The organism is uncultured Mucilaginibacter sp. (assembly GCF_913773635.1).
Lineage (GTDB): Bacteria > Bacteroidota > Bacteroidia > Sphingobacteriales > Sphingobacteriaceae > Mucilaginibacter.
The window spans coordinates 278,189-295,046 of record NZ_CAJYGQ010000001.1 but is presented as its reverse complement, the minus strand read 5'-3'; the positions used below and the strand labels follow the sequence as shown (position 1 = coordinate 295,046).

General features: G+C 42.0%; 12 protein-coding genes. 3 read left to right on the top strand and 9 right to left on the bottom strand.

Annotated elements, in window-relative coordinates; genetic code table 11:
* Positions 1 to 284: 284 nt before the first annotated feature.
* Complete coding sequence (locus QZ407_RS01195) at positions 285 to 2,135, bottom strand: DNA topoisomerase 3 (protein WP_295767238.1); 1,851 nt, start codon at positions 2,133 to 2,135, stop codon at positions 285 to 287.
* Positions 2,132 to 2,365 (bottom strand): hypothetical protein, encoded by a 234-nt coding sequence (locus QZ407_RS01190; protein ID WP_295767237.1) that lies wholly within the window; start codon positions 2,363 to 2,365, stop codon positions 2,132 to 2,134. Before QZ407_RS01190 ends, QZ407_RS01195 begins: the two co-directional genes overlap by 4 nt.
* Positions 2,366 to 2,464: 99 nt before the next feature.
* Here QZ407_RS01190 and QZ407_RS01185 point away from each other — a divergent pair, with 99 nt between their 5' ends.
* A complete protein-coding gene (locus QZ407_RS01185) occupies positions 2,465 to 2,944 on the top strand; it encodes a hypothetical protein (protein ID WP_295767236.1) in 480 nt (159 codons plus the stop codon).
* 15 nt (positions 2,945 to 2,959) lie between these two features.
* Here QZ407_RS01185 and QZ407_RS01180 read toward each other — a convergent pair whose 3' ends face one another.
* The 4 genes from QZ407_RS01180 to QZ407_RS01165 all read right to left on the bottom strand — a co-directional run bounded on the left by QZ407_RS01180 (position 2,960) and on the right by QZ407_RS01165 (position 11,703).
* On the bottom strand, positions 2,960 to 4,093 hold the full coding sequence (locus tag QZ407_RS01180; protein ID WP_295767235.1) for an efflux RND transporter periplasmic adaptor subunit: 1,134 nt from the start codon (positions 4,091 to 4,093) through the stop codon (positions 2,960 to 2,962).
* A gap of 8 nt (positions 4,094 to 4,101) precedes the next feature.
* Positions 4,102 to 8,460, bottom strand: coding sequence for a CusA/CzcA family heavy metal efflux RND transporter (locus QZ407_RS01175; protein WP_295767234.1), 4,359 nt, complete (start codon positions 8,458 to 8,460; stop codon positions 4,102 to 4,104).
* Between the two features lie 103 nt (positions 8,461 to 8,563).
* Entirely contained in the window at positions 8,564 to 8,917 is a 354-nt protein-coding gene (locus tag QZ407_RS01170; RefSeq protein WP_295767233.1) for a hypothetical protein, read from the bottom strand.
* A gap of 167 nt (positions 8,918 to 9,084) precedes the next feature.
* Positions 9,085 to 11,703, bottom strand: coding sequence for a TonB-dependent receptor (locus tag QZ407_RS01165; RefSeq protein WP_295767232.1), 2,619 nt, complete (start codon positions 11,701 to 11,703; stop codon positions 9,085 to 9,087).
* A gap of 48 nt (positions 11,704 to 11,751) precedes the next feature.
* On the opposite strand from QZ407_RS01165, the gene QZ407_RS01160 reads away from it, so the two are divergent.
* Together QZ407_RS01160 and QZ407_RS01155 are read left to right on the top strand one after the other, a co-directional pair.
* The gene (locus QZ407_RS01160) at positions 11,752 to 11,877 is read left to right on the top strand and encodes a hypothetical protein (protein ID WP_295767231.1); all 126 of its coding nucleotides are present in this window, start codon (positions 11,752 to 11,754) and stop codon (positions 11,875 to 11,877) included.
* Between the two features lie 288 nt (positions 11,878 to 12,165).
* Complete coding sequence (locus tag QZ407_RS01155) at positions 12,166 to 13,959, top strand: hypothetical protein (RefSeq protein WP_295767230.1); 1,794 nt, start codon at positions 12,166 to 12,168, stop codon at positions 13,957 to 13,959.
* A gap of 130 nt (positions 13,960 to 14,089) precedes the next feature.
* Here QZ407_RS01155 and QZ407_RS01150 read toward each other — a convergent pair whose 3' ends face one another.
* The 3 genes from QZ407_RS01150 to QZ407_RS01140 all read right to left on the bottom strand — a co-directional run bounded on the left by QZ407_RS01150 (position 14,090) and on the right by QZ407_RS01140 (position 16,848).
* On the bottom strand, positions 14,090 to 14,530 hold the full coding sequence (locus QZ407_RS01150) for a lactate dehydrogenase (RefSeq protein ID WP_295767229.1): 441 nt from the start codon (positions 14,528 to 14,530) through the stop codon (positions 14,090 to 14,092).
* 81 nt (positions 14,531 to 14,611) lie between these two features.
* Positions 14,612 to 15,661: a response regulator gene (locus tag QZ407_RS01145; RefSeq protein WP_295767228.1), complete on the bottom strand. Its 1,050-nt coding sequence runs from the start codon at positions 15,659 to 15,661 to the stop codon at positions 14,612 to 14,614.
* On the bottom strand, positions 15,658 to 16,848 hold the full coding sequence (locus QZ407_RS01140; protein WP_295767227.1) for a PAS domain-containing sensor histidine kinase: 1,191 nt from the start codon (positions 16,846 to 16,848) through the stop codon (positions 15,658 to 15,660). The genes QZ407_RS01145 and QZ407_RS01140 overlap by 4 nt, the downstream gene beginning before the upstream one ends.
* Positions 16,849 to 16,858: the final 10 nt, after the last annotated feature.

The window sequence follows — 16,858 nt, the reverse complement described above, 5'->3', positions numbered from 1 at the left end:
TTCCCCCTCTCGTTGCGATTGGGAGTGCAAAGGTAGAAATGTTTTCGGTTTCTCCAAAATTTATTTCTAAATTTTTTTGAGCCCCTTTCCTCGTCTTAAATGACGGCCTTAACCATCATCCTCAACTCAACCCTTCGACTTTCAAATAACTTCCCCGCTTTCTCTCTTGCGGGTTGCAAAGGTAACTATTTAATCAAAAACCTCCAAAACATTTAAGCATCTATTTTGTATCAGTCTGCTTACTTGCTCTTAATCAGCAAGTTTAATTAAGATAGAGTGTCATGTTAAGCTTTTACAGCAACTGTTTCAGCTTTGGGTGGTCGCAATGACGCGCCCGCTTTAAGCATTTCGGTGGTTATTGTGCGTGTATATTGCTGTATTTCCTGCTGAAAACTCGCTACGGATGCACCCGACCGAATTTCTTCTAAACGCTTTTCCCAGTTTCCGGTAAGTTCAGCTTGCGCAATTTGCTGGTTTTTAACTACCCCGTATACAGATAAACCAACTTCAGTTGGCAGCAGGTTCTTCTTTTCTCTTTTGATATAGTCGCGCTTTATGAGTGTTTCGATAATTGCTGCGCGTGTAGCCGGGGTACCCAGCCCGCTATCTTTCATTGCATAGCGTAATTCTTCATCCTCAATTTCCTTACCTGCGGTTTCAAGTGCTTTGAGTAAAGATGCTTCATTATACATAGGCTTTGGCTTAGTTTGCTTTTCAAGCACGGCCTTATTTGTAATGGGTAGTTGCTCTCCCTGCTCTACTTTTGGTAAAGATGCATTTTCCTCATCCTTCTTTTCTTCATCCTTATCGTTGAACACAGCCCGCCAGCCGGCTGTATTAATTACAGTTCCGCTGGCCATAAACTTAGCGCCCGATTGAACGGCAATTTTTGTAATCTCTTTTATGCAATCCTGATGAAAAGCCTCAAGCATACGACCAGAAACCATATCATAAACTGCCTGCTGATCGGGTGTTAATTGCCTGGGCGCTTCTCCGGTAGGTAGAATAGCGTGATGGTCGGTCACCTTTTTTGCGTTTACGCTTCGCTTGTTCAGCTTGATAGTACCTAAAAAGGTTGCCTGTTTGCCAAAATTTGGGTGATCGGTAAACTTACTTATAAGAGAAGGTACTGTAGCAAAAACATCATCACCTATATAACGGCTGCCTGTACGCGGATAGGTTACTAATTTTCCTTCATACAAATTTTGTAACAGGCTAAGGGTATAGTCTGCTGTAAATCCTTTTCTCTTATTGGCTTCCTGCTGTAAACTACTTAAATCGTGCAAAAGCGGCGGCGGTTCTTTACGGGGTTTGGCTTCAACGCTTAATATATTGCCTCCCTGGGCGTAGCCCGATGCAACATCTTCAACGGCATTAACAATTCCTTCAGCATCAGCCTTGCTTTTGTAGCTATCAACTGATATGGCCCTGAAAGCAGTTCCATTTTTATCTACCTGTATGGCTACCTGGAAATATATTTGCGGAACAAAATTTTTATTTTCAAGATAACGCGAGCAGATCATTGCTAATGTGGGCGTTTGCACCCTGCCAAGTGATAAAACCGACCGCGTACCCGATGCCAGGCTTAGTGCCTGCGTAGCATTCATGCCCACTAACCAATCTGACTGGGAACGGCAGTGGGCAGAATTAAACAAAGTATCATAATCAGAACCGGGCTTAAGGTTGCGGAAACCATCCTTTATGGCTTCATCTGTTTGCGATGATATCCATAAGCGCTTAAACGGCTTTTTACATTTGAGGTAGTAATAAATATACCGGAAAATTAGTTCACCTTCGCGCCCCGCATCCGTAGCAACAATTATTTCAGAAGCTTCTTCGAATAATGCTTTAATGGTATTAAGTTGTTTTACGGCTGATGGATCATCAACCATACCATCTTTTGTCTTAGTTTTACGTACAGATAGCTTAAACTTTTGAGGAAGCATGGGAAGATTTTGTACGCTCCACCTATAATAACCGTACTCTTGGGGAGGCGCTAGCTGCAATAAATGACCAAAGGCCCAGGTAAAGGTATATCCTTTGCCTTCAATATAACCATCCTTTTTAGTATTAGCCCCAAACACCTTTGCAATCTCGCGGGCCACTGAGGGCTTTTCGGCAATAATCACTTTCATATAATACGAAACCGGAGTGTGATCGCTTTACCTATTGCATCAGCCAATCGGTTTAAGTCGAAATTTTCATTGTCTTTAAATTTCCACTTTTCGCCATCGCGCTGCAAAACCTTCATTTCTCCGTTTACGAGCAACTCCAATTCATCAACCTTACGATCATTGGGCAGAGCGCTCAATAATTTAAAAGTATTGTCAACATTTTCGAAATTCAATCTTAGTAGCTGTCCCATATATATGTGCGGCGAAATTAGTTATTGCTTATTACGACAACAATGTATGTTGATAAATGCCTTTTTATTGAAATATGGCCGTTTCGTAATATTTTTGCAATGATGACGGATTTAAATGAGTTTGAGTGTGAAATGCTTGATGTGCTGTTAGAAGCATTTGGCGTACCAGATAACCTTACACGCCTGCAAATTATGCAGCTTTTTAATGATGATGAGGCCTTAGCTTATGCCATGGTACGTGCTCTGCTGAGAGAGGGTCTAGTTGGCGTAGCGGGCAATCATGGTGATTTTGAACTACCTGACCGGCTTGTACTTATGCCTAAAGGCGAACGTTTTTTAAAAGAGGGCGGTTTTATGCGCCGTTTTAAAGACGAGCAGAAAAAACCTTTGGAGGTTGGCGGAACCCTGGCCAAACTTCAACAGCAAAACATGAAGCTTCAAAATTTAAAGCTTGCCAATGAAATTGAAATAGGTAATCTTAAAAAAGAGTTACAACAAGGGCAAACTTTAAAGTATTTATTATTTGCCCTTGTTGTAGTTGGGCTTATTCTCGGTTTTGTTCTTGGCCGTACACTTTAAGATAGCACCGAACCGTTAATCCTCATCGGCACTGTTTTTAAGTTTCATCAAAAGCGCATAGGCGTTTTTTGCGACTATACGTGTATTTACGGTTAAACTTTTACTGTCTACCTGTTGCTGCCCATTGTGTTGATTGCCTAAAATGACAGGCATCATTTTAAATGTCGAATCATTTAAAGCCTTAAATACGTAATGTGCATTTTGCCACCTTACAACGGCACTTTCAGGCACCGTTATAGCTTTATGATTGGCAACCTCTACTTCGGCATTCATAAACATACCTGGCAAAAGTGTGGCATCAAACTTTTCAAAATGGCAATGTACACTTGCCATCCTATCTTCATTAAGATTTTTGCTAATTAATATAATTTCGGCCTCATATTTTTTTTCCGGATTATTAATAGTGTACGTGGAAACCTTTTGGCCTATTGCAAGCTGATTTACATCTTTTTCAAAAACCTCAAGCGCCAGGTGAATATCTTTTGGGTTCACTAGTTCAAATAACACATCAGTTGGCGAAGTGTATTTACCTATATTAACATTTACTTTGGACACGAAACCATCAATAGGAGATATTATATGAACGCTTTTTGAAATGTTGGATGCTGTAAGCCGATTGGGGTTAATATCAATCAACTCCAGCTTCTGGGCAAGCGAACGCATTAATATACGTTGAGTTTCCATTTCGGCCTTTGCCTGCTGAAACACTTTATCGCTGGTGGCTTTGCTTGCATTTAATTCCTGCTGTCGGCGGTATTCGGTTTCGGAAAATTGAAATTTTTCTTTTGCAGATAAATAGTCCTGTTGAATTTGTATAAACTGCATATCTTCCAGTATACCTAGTACCTGCCCTTTGCGCACATGCACACCCGGCAATAAATCAGTACTTTTGAGGTAACCGCCTAAGGGAAAACTTACGCTTACGGTGCTTTGAGGCGGCACATCAATGGCTCCCTGCAACTTTAACGTTCCGGTTACATTGCTCATAGAGGGCGTGTCAATTTCCACACCTGCATTTCTTAATTGGGCCTGCGTTAAATTAACTAACGTGGTATCTTGCACCTCTTCTTCCTCTTGGCTTGCTACCTTTTTATCTGAACAGCTGGCAAGAATTAAAAGCGTTACTAAAAGTGATATATAAATTTTCATGCTGTGCTTTATAAGTTATAGAGTTTTTGAGCCTGAATTACCGAATTGTTATAATTATATAACAATTCCAGATACTCATTGCGGATGCTGATAGCCTGATCGACCAGTATTACCCACTGCAGGTAATCAATTTCGCCGCCTGTAAACTGTTTGCTTGCAGTGTTGATGATTAAATCGGCGTTTTTAAGCCCCTGCCCTTCAAAGTAGTTAAGACTGGCAGCATACTTTTGTATTTGCCTCACAGCACTCTGCTGTTCGGTTTTCAACTGCAATGCAGCATACGCAGTGCGGTTTTGGGCCAGTTGCCACTCAACCTTGGCTGATGATATACGTGCCGATTGCGCACCGGCAAATATGGGTATACTTACACCTGCCGATACATAATTAAACCGCTTTCCGGCGCCAAAATTTGTTTCGAGGCCGTTTACTATTTGCGAGCCTGCAATACTCTGGTTATTGTACCCTGCAAAAAAATCAGGTAATAGTTTAGACTTTTCAGTACGCCAGCGCCAGCGGGCTGCTTCGGCCTGGTGATTGTAAAGCTGCACCTGTGGAAAGGCATTAACATCAGCAGGTGTTAATAATTGAGCATTTAGCTCAGGCTTGAGCGCTTGATAAGCCGGCACGTAAGCAACAGAGTCATTAAGCAGAATATTGAACTGTTTTAAAGCAATTTCTTCATCGCCTATAACCAGGTTAAGCTGATTATTAATTTGCTGGTGGTGTGTTTGTGCTGTTGTTTTTTCAAGAATATTAGCCTCCCCTACTTTAAAGCGTAAATTGGTTTTTCGCTCAAACAAAGTATAAATACTATCAGCGTAGCGCAGCAGCTTTTTCTTTTCGTTTAGCCACACTAACTGGTAATAGAATCTCCTTACATCAGCTTTAATGTCTTGTTGGGTAAGCCGGGTTTGCTGCTGCGCCGCAAGGTAACTTTCCTGCAATGCACGCTTTTGGTTTCCATAAATGGTTGGGAAGCTTATTGCTTGGGTAACACCTATGCGCGTATCATTATTTATACTATTGATTTGGCCATAATCGGCGCTGAACTGTGTTTTAGAAATATCAAACGCTGTTTTTTGCCGTACACGTTCAGCTTCTTCGTTTAAGCGGCTGCCCTGCATTTGCAGGTTGTTTTTTAGTGCTATATCAACTGCACTTTCAACGTTTAACCCTTGCTGCTGTGCAAAAGCCGACGATGTGCCCAACAGAAGCAGCAAAATAACTAAAGGAGCAGGTTTCACTTTAATTTTGTGCTCTTTCATAAACAAAAGGTAAAGGGCCGGCAATACAAATAATGTCAATAACGTGGCAGTTATCAGCCCCCCGATAACTACGGTTGCCAACGGGCGCTGAACCTCCGCCCCTGCTCCATTACTTAAAGCCATAGGTAAGAAACCTAATGAAGCCACTGCCGCCGTCATCAATACCGGACGCAGTCGATTACGTGTACCCTGCACTACCAAATCAAGCGCACTGGCTACTACACCTTCGGCCTTTATACGGTTAAACTCTGAGATTAATACGATACCATTTAATACCGCTACACCAAACAAGGCTATAAAACCTACCCCGGCCGATATACTGAATGGCATGCCTCTGAGCGCCAAAGCAAATACACCACCAATGGCAGATAGTGGTATAGCTGTATAAATAAGCGCACCCTCTTTAAATGACGAGAAAGCAAAATACAGCATGATGAAAATCAACAGCAAAGCAACAGGCACAGCAATGCTCAGTCGCATTTTAGCCTGTTGCAGGTTTTCAAATGCTCCGCCATAAGTTATGCTATAACCGGGAACAAGCTTTACCTGGCGGTTCACTTTTTGCTGCAGTTCCTCAACAATTGATTGCACATCCCGGCCCCTAACGTTAAAGCCAACGGTTATGCGCCGGCGTGCATTTTCGCGCTGAATTTGATTGGGTCCTTCAACTTCATCTACCGCTGCTACCTGTTGCAACGGTATTTGCGTTCCACGGGGTGTTGATATGAGAAGATTTTGTACATCGATCAGATTTTTTCTGCCCTCGCCGCCAACGCGTACTACTAAATCAAAGCGCTTTTCGCCCTCATAAATCTTGCCTGCAGCAGCACCTGCAAAAGCTGCGTTAACCGTGCGGTTGATGTCTGATATGTTCAAGCCGTACTTAGCAATTTCAATACGGTTGTATTTAATAACCACCTGCGGCATGCCTGTTACTTTTTCAACATATAAGTCGGCAGTACCTTCAACCGTTTTACTGATGCTGCCTATCTGTTCTGCATAACGCGCAAGTGCGTTTAAATCTTCTCCAAAAATTTTGCAAACTACATCTTGCTTTGCACCCGTCATTAGTTCATTAAATCGCATTTGAACCGGGTACTGATAGCCTTGGGTAACGCCCGGAACAGCCTCCTGCACTACTTCTGACATCTTTGAAGCCATTTCCTGGAAACTGCCGGCGCTTGTCCATTCTTTTTTGGGTTTGAGTACGATAATCATGTCGCCTCCCTCAATAGGCATAGGATCCGTTGGAATTTCGGCACTGCCAATTCGTGAAACAATTTTTTCTACTTCAGGGAACTTGCTTTGCAGCAGTTTTGAAATCTGCTGAAACGTTGCTATAGTTGTACTAAGGTTAGTACCTACCAGTAGCCTTGTCTCCACCGCAAAATCGCCTTCTTCCAACTGTGGAATAAACTCTCCTCCCATGCGTGTAAATAATATTACAGCAATGGCAAATAATCCAAAAGCTGCAGCCACCAATACCTTTCGCACTTTCATGGCCTTTAAAAGCCAGCGTTGATAAAACACTTCGAGCTTATTCATTACCCTGTCAGACCAGTTGGCTTTATGCAATACCGTTTTGCTGATAAGCAATGAGCTAATCATTGGGACATAAGTAAGCGATAAAATGAACGCACCTAAAATAGCAAAGGCCACAGTTTGTGCCATAGGCTTAAACATTTTACCCTCTATGCCAGATAATGATAAAATTGGCAAGTATACAATTAGAATGATTATTTGACCAAAAACTGCCGCGTTCATCATCCTTGAGGCGGAGCCGGCAACCTCATCGTTCATCTCTTGCTGCGATAGCTGATTTATGCCAGCATACTTTTTTGAAAAATGCAGATGATGCAAAATGGCTTCAACAATAATTACAGCGCCATCAACTATTAGCCCAAAATCAAGCGCCCCCAAACTCATAAGGTTGCCACTAACGCCAAAGGTGTTCATCATTATAATAGCAAACAACATGGCCAGCGGTATAACTGATGCCACTATTAAGCCAGCCCTTAAGTTGCCTAAGAATACTACCAAAACAAATATTACTATAAGCGCTCCTTCAAGTAAATTATTCTTAACTGTGCCAATGGCATTATTAACCATTTTGGTTCTGTCCAAAAACGGATCAATCACCAGTCCTTCAGGAAGCGTTTTTTGGATTTGAGAAATACGCTCTTTTACGTTCTTGATAACTTCTGATGAGTTTTCGCCCTTGAGCATCATCACTATTGCACCTGCAACTTCACCCACCGGGCTGTAGTTAAGTGCACCATACCTAATGGCGGCGCCCGTACTTACATCGGCCACATGCTTAATTAGTACAGGGGTTCCATCAGGTGTGTTTTTTACCACTATATTTTCAATATCGGCTATGTTGGCTGCAAGGCCTTCGCTGCGTATGTATAATACAGTTGGTCCTTTTTCAATGTAAGCGCCTCCTGTGTTTTCGTTATTGGTATGTAGCGCGTTAAATACATCAGTAATGCTAAGGTTTACCGATTTAAGTCGTGCCGGATTCACAGCTACTTCATATTGCTTTAACTCACCGCCAAAGGTTGATACATCCGCCACGCCTTTTGTACCCAAAAGTTGCCTGCGTACTATCCAGTCTTGAGTTGTGCGTAAATCGGCCAGGCTGTATCGGCCTTCATAGCCCGGTTTAGGTCTTAACACATACTGATAAATTTCGCCCAAACCTGTGGTAACTGGCGCCAGCTCGGGCTTATTGGCGTTTTCATCAATTTCAACCTGCGAAAGCCTTTCTGTAACCTGTTGCCGGGCCCAGTAAATATCGGCATCATCAGCAATTACAACTGTGATTACCGATAGTCCGAACCGCGACATACTGCGGCTTTCCTTAATACCCGGAATATTACTGATGGCCTGTTCAATAGGAAAAGTGATTAAACGTTCAACATCCTGCGCTCCAAGTGATGGCGCGGTTGTTATTATTTGCACCTGGTTATTAGTTATATCAGGTACAGCGTCAATTGGTAAACGGGTAACTTCAAAAACACCGTAGATGATCCACAGCAGCATCAAAGCTCCAATTACCAGTTTATTATTAACCGAAAACTGAATTATTTTATTGAGCATGTAAGTGCTTAAATTGCTGAAAAGAAAATGCAACTGTATACACTCCCGCCCTTGAGGTGAAGCTTTACAGATTACAATTAATTAAAAAATAAATAAGCTATTATCACACGCAGGGAGGCCTGAACGGAGATGCTAAAGCCGGATTAGGAAAGTACTGATGCTGATAAACAGGGTAGTTTGTAAGTATGTGTTTTTCGGGGGTTAAATTTAGTACCGTGCGTACAGTTGGCAAAAAAAGCACATGTGTGGGATGCACGTCGAGCTTTTTAAACGGAAGCTGCATATCACGATCATCATCGTTATCATTTAAATCGTTGCCCCAGTAATGCATTGAAATAAAAGTTGCAAAACTAACGCTCTTGTCCCGCTCCTTGTGCTCGGCAAAATGCTCAAACAGCACAGGCAGCTTCAACAGCTGGTGCAGTTCGGTTGTATCTGCTGCAAGCAGTACAAGCATTAAGTATATGCACAACTTTTTCAATGGTGCAAATTTATAAATTATATTAAAGATGCGCTTTTAAATAATTGCAGTTTAACCTTTCAGCAAGTATTAAACAAAAAACGGCCACAAAGATTGCTCTTTGTGACCGCTCAGGAGTTTAATTATAGTTTAACAAGTAAGTTTTATAAAGCGTAGCGCAAAGTCACACCAAAGGTTCTTTGATCGCCAAGCACAGCAGCGTACTGGCCCGCATTGCCACCGGCTGGCAACAGCTGCTCAAAGTAGTTTTTGTTAAGCAGGTTGCGGCTCCAAATATAGGCTGAAATGCCTTTGATGGCCCTGAAACCGGCCCGTGCATTCAGTATGCTATACCCACCTATGTTTAAGTAACCGGAAGGAGATGGACTTGAAGAGAACTTTGACCGAAAGAAACCATCGGCAGCAATGAAGAAACGGGTGTCTTTGTTAATGTATTTGGCCACAATACTGAACTCACCACCTAATGAGCCGGCCCATTTTGAGATACCTGGCAGCCTGCCGCCTGAAATATCTTTAAAGGCAACTTGTTGTCCGTTCACTGTAAGTCCGGTTTCTTCTAACGGAAGCGGCGCATTGGTAAACTTTACATATTTGGCATCAGTATAAGCAGCGGCTCCGTAAACTGAAAAGTTTTGGCTTGCTCTGAAGTTACCGTCAAACTCCAAGCCCTTAACGTTTACTTTATCAGCATTAGCTATGTAACCACGGTTTACGCCAAGCTCAGGTGATTGTACATTGGTTTGGTAATTTTTAATATCAGAGTTATGATAATTAAGATTTAAAATAAGGTTGTTAAGTGGTGTGGTTTTAACGCCTATTTCGTAGTGCTTTGTATTTTCGGGTTTAATAACGGCCAAGCTCAAATCGGCAGTAGTACCGCCTACAACACTTGGCAAACCGGCAACGTTAACACCTACTGGTTTAAAGCTGGTTGAATAAGTGGCAAAGGCGTTAATGCGTTTACCTGGTTTATAGGCGGCGGTAATCGAGTAGGTAAAGTTTTTTTCATCGGCACTGGCATCATATTGCTGACTACTGTAAACCAGATTTTTAATTTTTTGCAATTCAGATTTTACAGCTGCACTGTAATTGCTATTGGCAATATCAAGACCGCCACGGGCAGCGCGATTATAGTACACGTCTTTATTATCATAATTTATGCGTGCCCCCGGCAAAATATGAAAGCCTTTAAATACCTCCAGGTCAATGCTGGCAAAGGCTGCCGCACTTTGTGATTTAATTGAAGCATCGGTATAAATACCATAGCCTTCTAACAAACCGGGCGTAGCCCATAATTGGTCATTAGTGGTACCCGGCGTATTAGCATTGTTACCCGTAGTGCTTTTGGCAAAACGCGCCTGCGCCGAACCAGATTCTTCAGTACCTGTAATATCAACTTTTTGGTCAATATAAAATAAGCCAATTACACCACTCAACTTTTCGGTTAACTGGCCGGCATAGCGTACCTCCTGCGACCAGCTTTTATGCTTTGCCGGGTTTTGTGACTTGGCCAGCACCGGCAAGCCTGTAAAATCGCGGTCATTTGATGGATCCCAGTTCCAGTAGCGCCATGCAGTTGTTGATGTTAGCGTACCGTGCCCTATTTTAAAGTCAGCATTTAAAGAAGCACCTCCTAATTGGTTACCTGATCTCCATGGAGTGTCATGATCAATAACACGGTCAAAAGCATTAAGACTTGGTAGCTTATAATTTAAATCGGCAATGATGTTGTTGAACTGCCGGTAAGCGGCACGTTTGGTGGGAACAACCCCTGCAACAACCTGTGCATAGCCATCAGGTTTTTGATCAGTTATATCGCCGGCAAGTGTAAGTGCTATATCATCGGTTGGTTTGTATAGCAACTGTGCACGGCCACCCAGGTTATTTATATCATTTGTTGCCCTGCCGGTACGTATGTTATCAACCAGGCCATTACGCTGGGTACCTGAAAATGACAAACGAGCTGCAATTTTTTTACTTAACGGACCAGACACGGATGCCTTTGCCTGTATGTAGCCATAATTACCATAACTGGTTTCAAACGTAGCTTCGGGCGTAAAACTGGCTTTGCGGGTAGTTATATTGATAGCGCCTGCGCTGGTGTTTTTACCAAAAAGCGTTCCCTGCGGACCGCGTAAAACTTCAATACGGTCAATATCTAAAAAGTCGAGCGTGGCAGCAGCCGGACGTGCATAGTAAACACCATCAACATAAAATCCAACGCCGGGGTCAAGACCATCATTGGTTAATCCAAACGGCGACCCGATACCACGTATATTAATTCCGGTGTTTCGCGGATTCGAAGAGTATAACTGCACTGAGGGTATGATTTCCTTAACACGGTTTACGTTAAATGCGCCGGCCTGGTCAATTTGTGATCCACCCACAACCGAAATAGGTATAGGCACATCCTGCACCACCTCTACCCTTCTGCGCGATGTTACTACAATCTGGTCAAGCAGTGCATTTTCAACCAGTACCAGGTCTATCGGCGCTTCTTGAATTTGAAGAATTTGAAAATCCTGTGGTTTGAAACCCACGGCGCTTATTTGCAAATAAAACGGGGGTTGTTGTTTAGTTTCAATAGTAAAAGCGCCGTTATCATCAGCACTTACCGCTGTTTTGGTACCGCGTATAGCAACGGTTGCACGTGCAATGGCGCTACCGTCGGTTCGTTTTACAATACCTGTGATTTTGCTTTGAGCAAACACAAAGCTTGCCGTAAACAAAAAGAAGGTAAATGTGAGTAATTCCTTTTTCATGAGTTGTGTTATATGGTTTACGTCTAAAAATATTTTGATTGCAGCATCGTGACGAAGCATAGCTATGCTATTGGCCTGCCTGAGGATGCCTTATTATACAGCAAGAAAATTATGGGATTGGATGAAGAAGATTATCTACAGCAACAACAAGCGTACTTTGCGACAGTACAATAACTTTGAGGAGTTGAGTTTACACCCAGGCATAAAGCGTTGTTGTTGATTTCTTTTAAGGTTTTCATTCGTTATGCAATTATAGTACATCAAATTTAATCTACCAAATCTATAGACAAAATAGTTTTTAATATTAATTGCTCATCCTTTTATCTACTTGACGCAAATCACCTACTTGAGTGACGACGGTCATCTTCGGAAAGTACATATCCGGTCACTTTTGTAGTTGAGCGATTGATTTGCTCAAGTTGTACACCGATGGTTTAATGCCATTAAATTCACTTATATAACATGAGTCACACTTTTCATATCCCTGTATTGGGCTTAGCATTTTCGGTTGATACTCCGCTTAAAGTTGCACGCTATGGCATATCATCAACAGTTTCAATAGTTGATGATGAACTTTTAGAACGCATGCGTAAATATCACTGTGAGCAAAATGCGCTACCCTTTACTCCTATCAACAAAACCGAACCCGAAAGCAGAACCAAGCGTATAACTGCTTATTTAAATTTGCTGCATAAACTAATAAATGAACAATTTGAAGAGTTGCGCAAGTTGCCTTTTAATCAATGTTCTGATATTGATCGCTACTTTGAACTTTTACCACCGGGGTCGGAATTAAAACATGGCTATGAGCTGATGTCCGAATACCCGGAGAGTGACAGTAAGCGCATTTTTCAGTCATTATTACGTTCACGTATGCATCTGGGGGCTATTGATGTAAATATTATGTCGAAAGTTGATAAAATGAATTACACGGCAGAAGGCAACCCTGCCGGCGAAGAAAATTCAGATGCGCTGGCCGCCTTAAAGGGCTTTGCCCAAAGCAACCTCCAGTCATCAATTATTCTATCAGCCGGTATGAACCCGCGCTTATACAGTTACCTTGAAAACTTTGCAGACTTTTACCCTGATAAAAACGGAAAGCTCAGCAAAAAAATAATTTTGAAGGTTAGCGATTACCGTTCGGCATTAATACAGGCCAAATTTTTAGCTAAAAAAGGATTGTGGGTATCAGAGTTCAGGATAGAATCGGGTCTGAACTGCGGCGGACATGCCTTTGCTACTGATGGCCTGCTGTTAGGACCGATATTGGAAGAGTTCAAACAAAAAAGGCTACAAATGACCAATGAGCTTACACAAATGTACTTGGCAGCTTTAGCAACAAAAGGTATAACCGCTCATAAGCCTAAATTAAAAGTAAGTGTACAGGGGGGCATTGGAACTGCTTATGAAAATACATTTTTAATGAAGCATTATCAGCTGTGTGCAACTGGTTGGGGGAGCCCGTTTTTGCTGGTACCAGAGGTAACCAACGTTGATCCTGACACCTTGCAAAGTTTGGCCAATGCTGGTAAAGATGACTTTTACATCAGCAACTCCTCTCCCCTTGGTGTATTATTTAATAATTTTAAGGGCAGCACAATGGAGCAACAGCGCCTGCAACGCATTGAAAACGGTGTACCCGGAAGCCCTTGCGTTAAAAAGTTTTTAGTAAGTAATACGGAGTTTACCCACGAGCCAATTTGCACGGCATCGCGCCAATACCAAATGCTTAAAATAGCGCAGTTGCAAGAGCTTAACCTGCCGCAAAAAGACTACCAGCAACAAGTGGATGCAGTAACCGAAAAGATATGCCTATGCGAAGGCTTATGCACATCGGCCTACATAAAAAATGATATGCTTAAGCCACGTGAAAGCAGAGCTGTAGCTGTTTGCCCGGGGCCAAACCTTGCTTACTTTAAAAGTACTTATACGTTAGGTGACATGGTTAAACATATATACGGCCAGGTAAATCTCTTACAAAATATAGAACGGCCTAACCTGTTTGTTAACGAGCTTAATTTATACATTGATTATCTACGAAAAGAGATAAGCGGCCATTTACAAAATTGGAATGGAAAGCGGGAAAATTACCTGCTTAAATTTAAAAACCAGTTACAAGATGGTATAAACTACTATAAACAATTGCTACCCGAACTTACCGGACAAACGCAGGAATATTTGAATAAAATGTATAAGGAGCTGCTAATTTCAGAAGCGCACCTTGAAGCTCTTGATTTAGGCCTTATGGCTGTTTAAAGCTATTTTTGTTTTAATCACCAAAAGCGGCTCAAGTGTATTGAGCCGCTTTTGGTATAAGCAAGAATTTGATAGTTAACCAGGGGTATATTAAGTTTTAAGATTGCATCAGCAATGGTGCTTGAAATCATCAAACACTTACGCTCTCTTTTATTGAACGGCATTTCCTTGCGCAAATACACGCTTTGCCTACACACTTTTTACCTTGCCAACGGTCAAGCAAATCAATGATTTCATTAGCCACACTTTGTAAGCGATTCGGGTCATTACGGTCGGTAGCTGAAATTTTTGCTAGCTTAAGGTTGTACATAGGTTTTTGGAGTGATAGCACATGGTCAGGCGTTTCGGCACGTGTGGCCAAATACTTGATGCCCATATTATTTAATTGGGTCATTACTTCATGCGAGGGCTGGTAACCTGCTAAAATAATTACAGCTTCCTTCCCCTCTGCATAAATGGCGGTATCGGGCCCTAACTGGTTTGATATTAATGTTATATCGTGTTTTTTCTGATTTGCCCGGGCCAGGTATTCTTTCTCATAAAATTCGGCATTGTATGCTACCACTTTCATAAATATGTATTTATTAAAGCAAAGCTACTTTACGCTTAAAGCTTAAAGCGTGAGCGCTGTCAAACACAAAAGTGATTGTTATCAGTTTTTCATTTTCTCCAACCGTTCAATAGACAATATTTGTATCAGGCTGCCTTTCTTTTCAATAATGCCTTCCTCCTTAAAATCAGTAAGGGTACGGCTAACGGTTTCGCTGGCTATACCGGCCATTGAGGCCAGCTCTTCTCTGGAAGCTGATATTTGCTGCTGTCCACCCGCATATTTGTTTAGCCTTAGTAAAACATTGGCCATCCGTTTTCTGACAGATAAGTAAGCCAGTTCAATCAACTGATCCTCTTTTTCCCTAATGTTGTTGGCCAGTATTTTAAAAAACTGCCTGCCTAAATCAGGATACTTATATAGCAGCTCGGTAACCATATCTTTTGGCAACAGGCACACTGCCGAGTCATCTAATGCTTCAGCAGTCTCGGCATGGTCAGCTTCCAATAACAGCCCGTGCAGGCCCAGGTAATCATCAGCCTGATAAATGCCGGTAATTAATTCCCTGCCATCTGGCGCCATTTTAGTGGTTTTAATGTTACCTTCAATAACCAGGTAAAGCCCCTGAGGTTGATCGCCGTCATAAAACAGTGTCTGCTTTTTTTTAATCTGCCGTATCTTACGTCCGGCAATCATGCTTTTAAGCTCCTTTATTCCCTTACCATTACCTTCGGCCAAACGCTCAAGGTTTTCCAGTGAACGGCTGTAATAAATTTCCAGTTTTTGCTTCTTTTGCAAACGGCTTTCAATGGCGTTCAGCAACTCTACATCGTCAAATGGTTTGGTTAAATAATCATCAGCGCCAAGTTCCATACCTTTACGGTGATCAACACGCTCAGCCTTAGCGGTTAAGAAAATAAATGGAATAGCTTGTGTATGCAAGTTTTTGCTCAAACGCAACAATACGCCATAACCATCCAGTTCGGGCATCATAATATCGCACAATATTAAATCAGGCTGATGCGCAATAGCCAGTTCTACGCCGGTTTTGCCATTATCAGCCTCAATTACCCTATAACCTGATAAGCCCAGTATCTCGGCAGTACCTTCGCGTATATCTGCGTTATCTTCAATAATTAAAATGGTTTTCATGATGATAAGGGAAATGTTAAAACGAACGAAGTACCTTGGTTTACGTCACTTTTAAAATGAATTTGCCCATCCATTAAAGCCACATGCCGGGTTACAATGTTAAGTCCAAGGCCCGTACCCGGGATGTTGCCGGTGTTATGCGCTCTAAAAAAAGCTTCAAAAAGATGCTTTTGATCTTCAGGCGGAATACCAATGCCATTATCCTTTACAGTTATGGTAAATTCACTTACAGAAAGCTCGGTATTAAATTCAATGAATGTGTTTTCGCCCGAGTATTTGATGGCATTGCCAATCAGGTTTACTACGCAGTTTTTGAGCAATGACCGATCAAGTGTTACGGTATTACCGGTGCCGGTGTGCTGGTATATTATATTTTGATCTTGCTTGGCAACCAACTGCATTTCTTCGGTAATTTCTTCTCCAAACTTTAAAACATCAAAGGTGGAGCTAACAGCATGTGTTTTACCGGCTTCCAGTTTTTCAAGCGAAAGGAAATCGTTGAGTATGGAAGTCAGGTTGTTTACCCCCGCCTTAATTTTAGTAACATGCTTTTTAATGTTGCTACTTTCGGCTTGTTGAGCATATTTTTCAATAAGCACGGCCGATAGCTGGATTGCGCTCAATGGTGTTCTGAACTCATGTGATGCCATAGATACAAAACGACTTTTAAGCTGGTTGAGCTCCTTTTCCTTTTCAAGCGATACACTTACCTCCTCTTTTGCAAACTCCAGAGCCTGCACTGTTTCTTTTAAAGAGCTGGTGCGTTCCTCCACTAATTCTTCTAACCGGGCCGCATGTTCTTTTAAGCGGTCCTCGGCTTCTTTAGCACGACTCAGATCATGTATAAAGCCGGTATAAATTTTTCGGCCTGAAACTGCTACTTCACTCACTGCCAACCTGAAGGGGAACACGGAACCATCTTTACGCAATCCTGTTACCTCGCGGCCGATGCCAATAATATGTGCATGGCCGGTATGCTGGTACCGTTCAATATAACCATCATGCTTTGCCTTATCAGGCTGAGGCATCAGCATAGATATGTTGTGGCCTATAACCTCATCAGGGATATACCCAAAAAGCTTACATGCCGAAGGGTTTATTGATTCTACTACTCCGCGTTGGCTGATAGTAATTATACCATCAATGGCATTTTCTATAATAGCATTCAGCAAAGCGGCATTATCCATAAACTTATCT

Coding starts and splice junctions, on each gene's coding strand:
- QZ407_RS01195 (WP_295767238.1), bottom strand. CDS start 2,135: ATGAAAGTGATTATTGCCGAAAAGCCCTCAGTGGCCCGCGAGATTGCA.
- QZ407_RS01190 (WP_295767237.1), bottom strand. CDS start 2,365: ATGGGACAGCTACTAAGATTGAATTTCGAAAATGTTGACAATACTTTT.
- QZ407_RS01185 (WP_295767236.1), top strand. CDS start 2,465: ATGATGACGGATTTAAATGAGTTTGAGTGTGAAATGCTTGATGTGCTG.
- QZ407_RS01180 (WP_295767235.1), bottom strand. CDS start 4,093: ATGAAAATTTATATATCACTTTTAGTAACGCTTTTAATTCTTGCCAGC.
- QZ407_RS01175 (WP_295767234.1), bottom strand. CDS start 8,460: ATGCTCAATAAAATAATTCAGTTTTCGGTTAATAATAAACTGGTAATT.
- QZ407_RS01170 (WP_295767233.1), bottom strand. CDS start 8,917: ATGCTTGTACTGCTTGCAGCAGATACAACCGAACTGCACCAGCTGTTG.
- QZ407_RS01165 (WP_295767232.1), bottom strand. CDS start 11,703: ATGAAAAAGGAATTACTCACATTTACCTTCTTTTTGTTTACGGCAAGC.
- QZ407_RS01155 (WP_295767230.1), top strand. CDS start 12,166: ATGAGTCACACTTTTCATATCCCTGTATTGGGCTTAGCATTTTCGGTT.
- QZ407_RS01150 (WP_295767229.1), bottom strand. CDS start 14,530: ATGAAAGTGGTAGCATACAATGCCGAATTTTATGAGAAAGAATACCTG.
- QZ407_RS01145 (WP_295767228.1), bottom strand. CDS start 15,661: ATGAAAACCATTTTAATTATTGAAGATAACGCAGATATACGCGAAGGT.
- QZ407_RS01140 (WP_295767227.1), bottom strand. CDS start 16,848: ATGGATAATGCCGCTTTGCTGAATGCTATTATAGAAAATGCCATTGAT.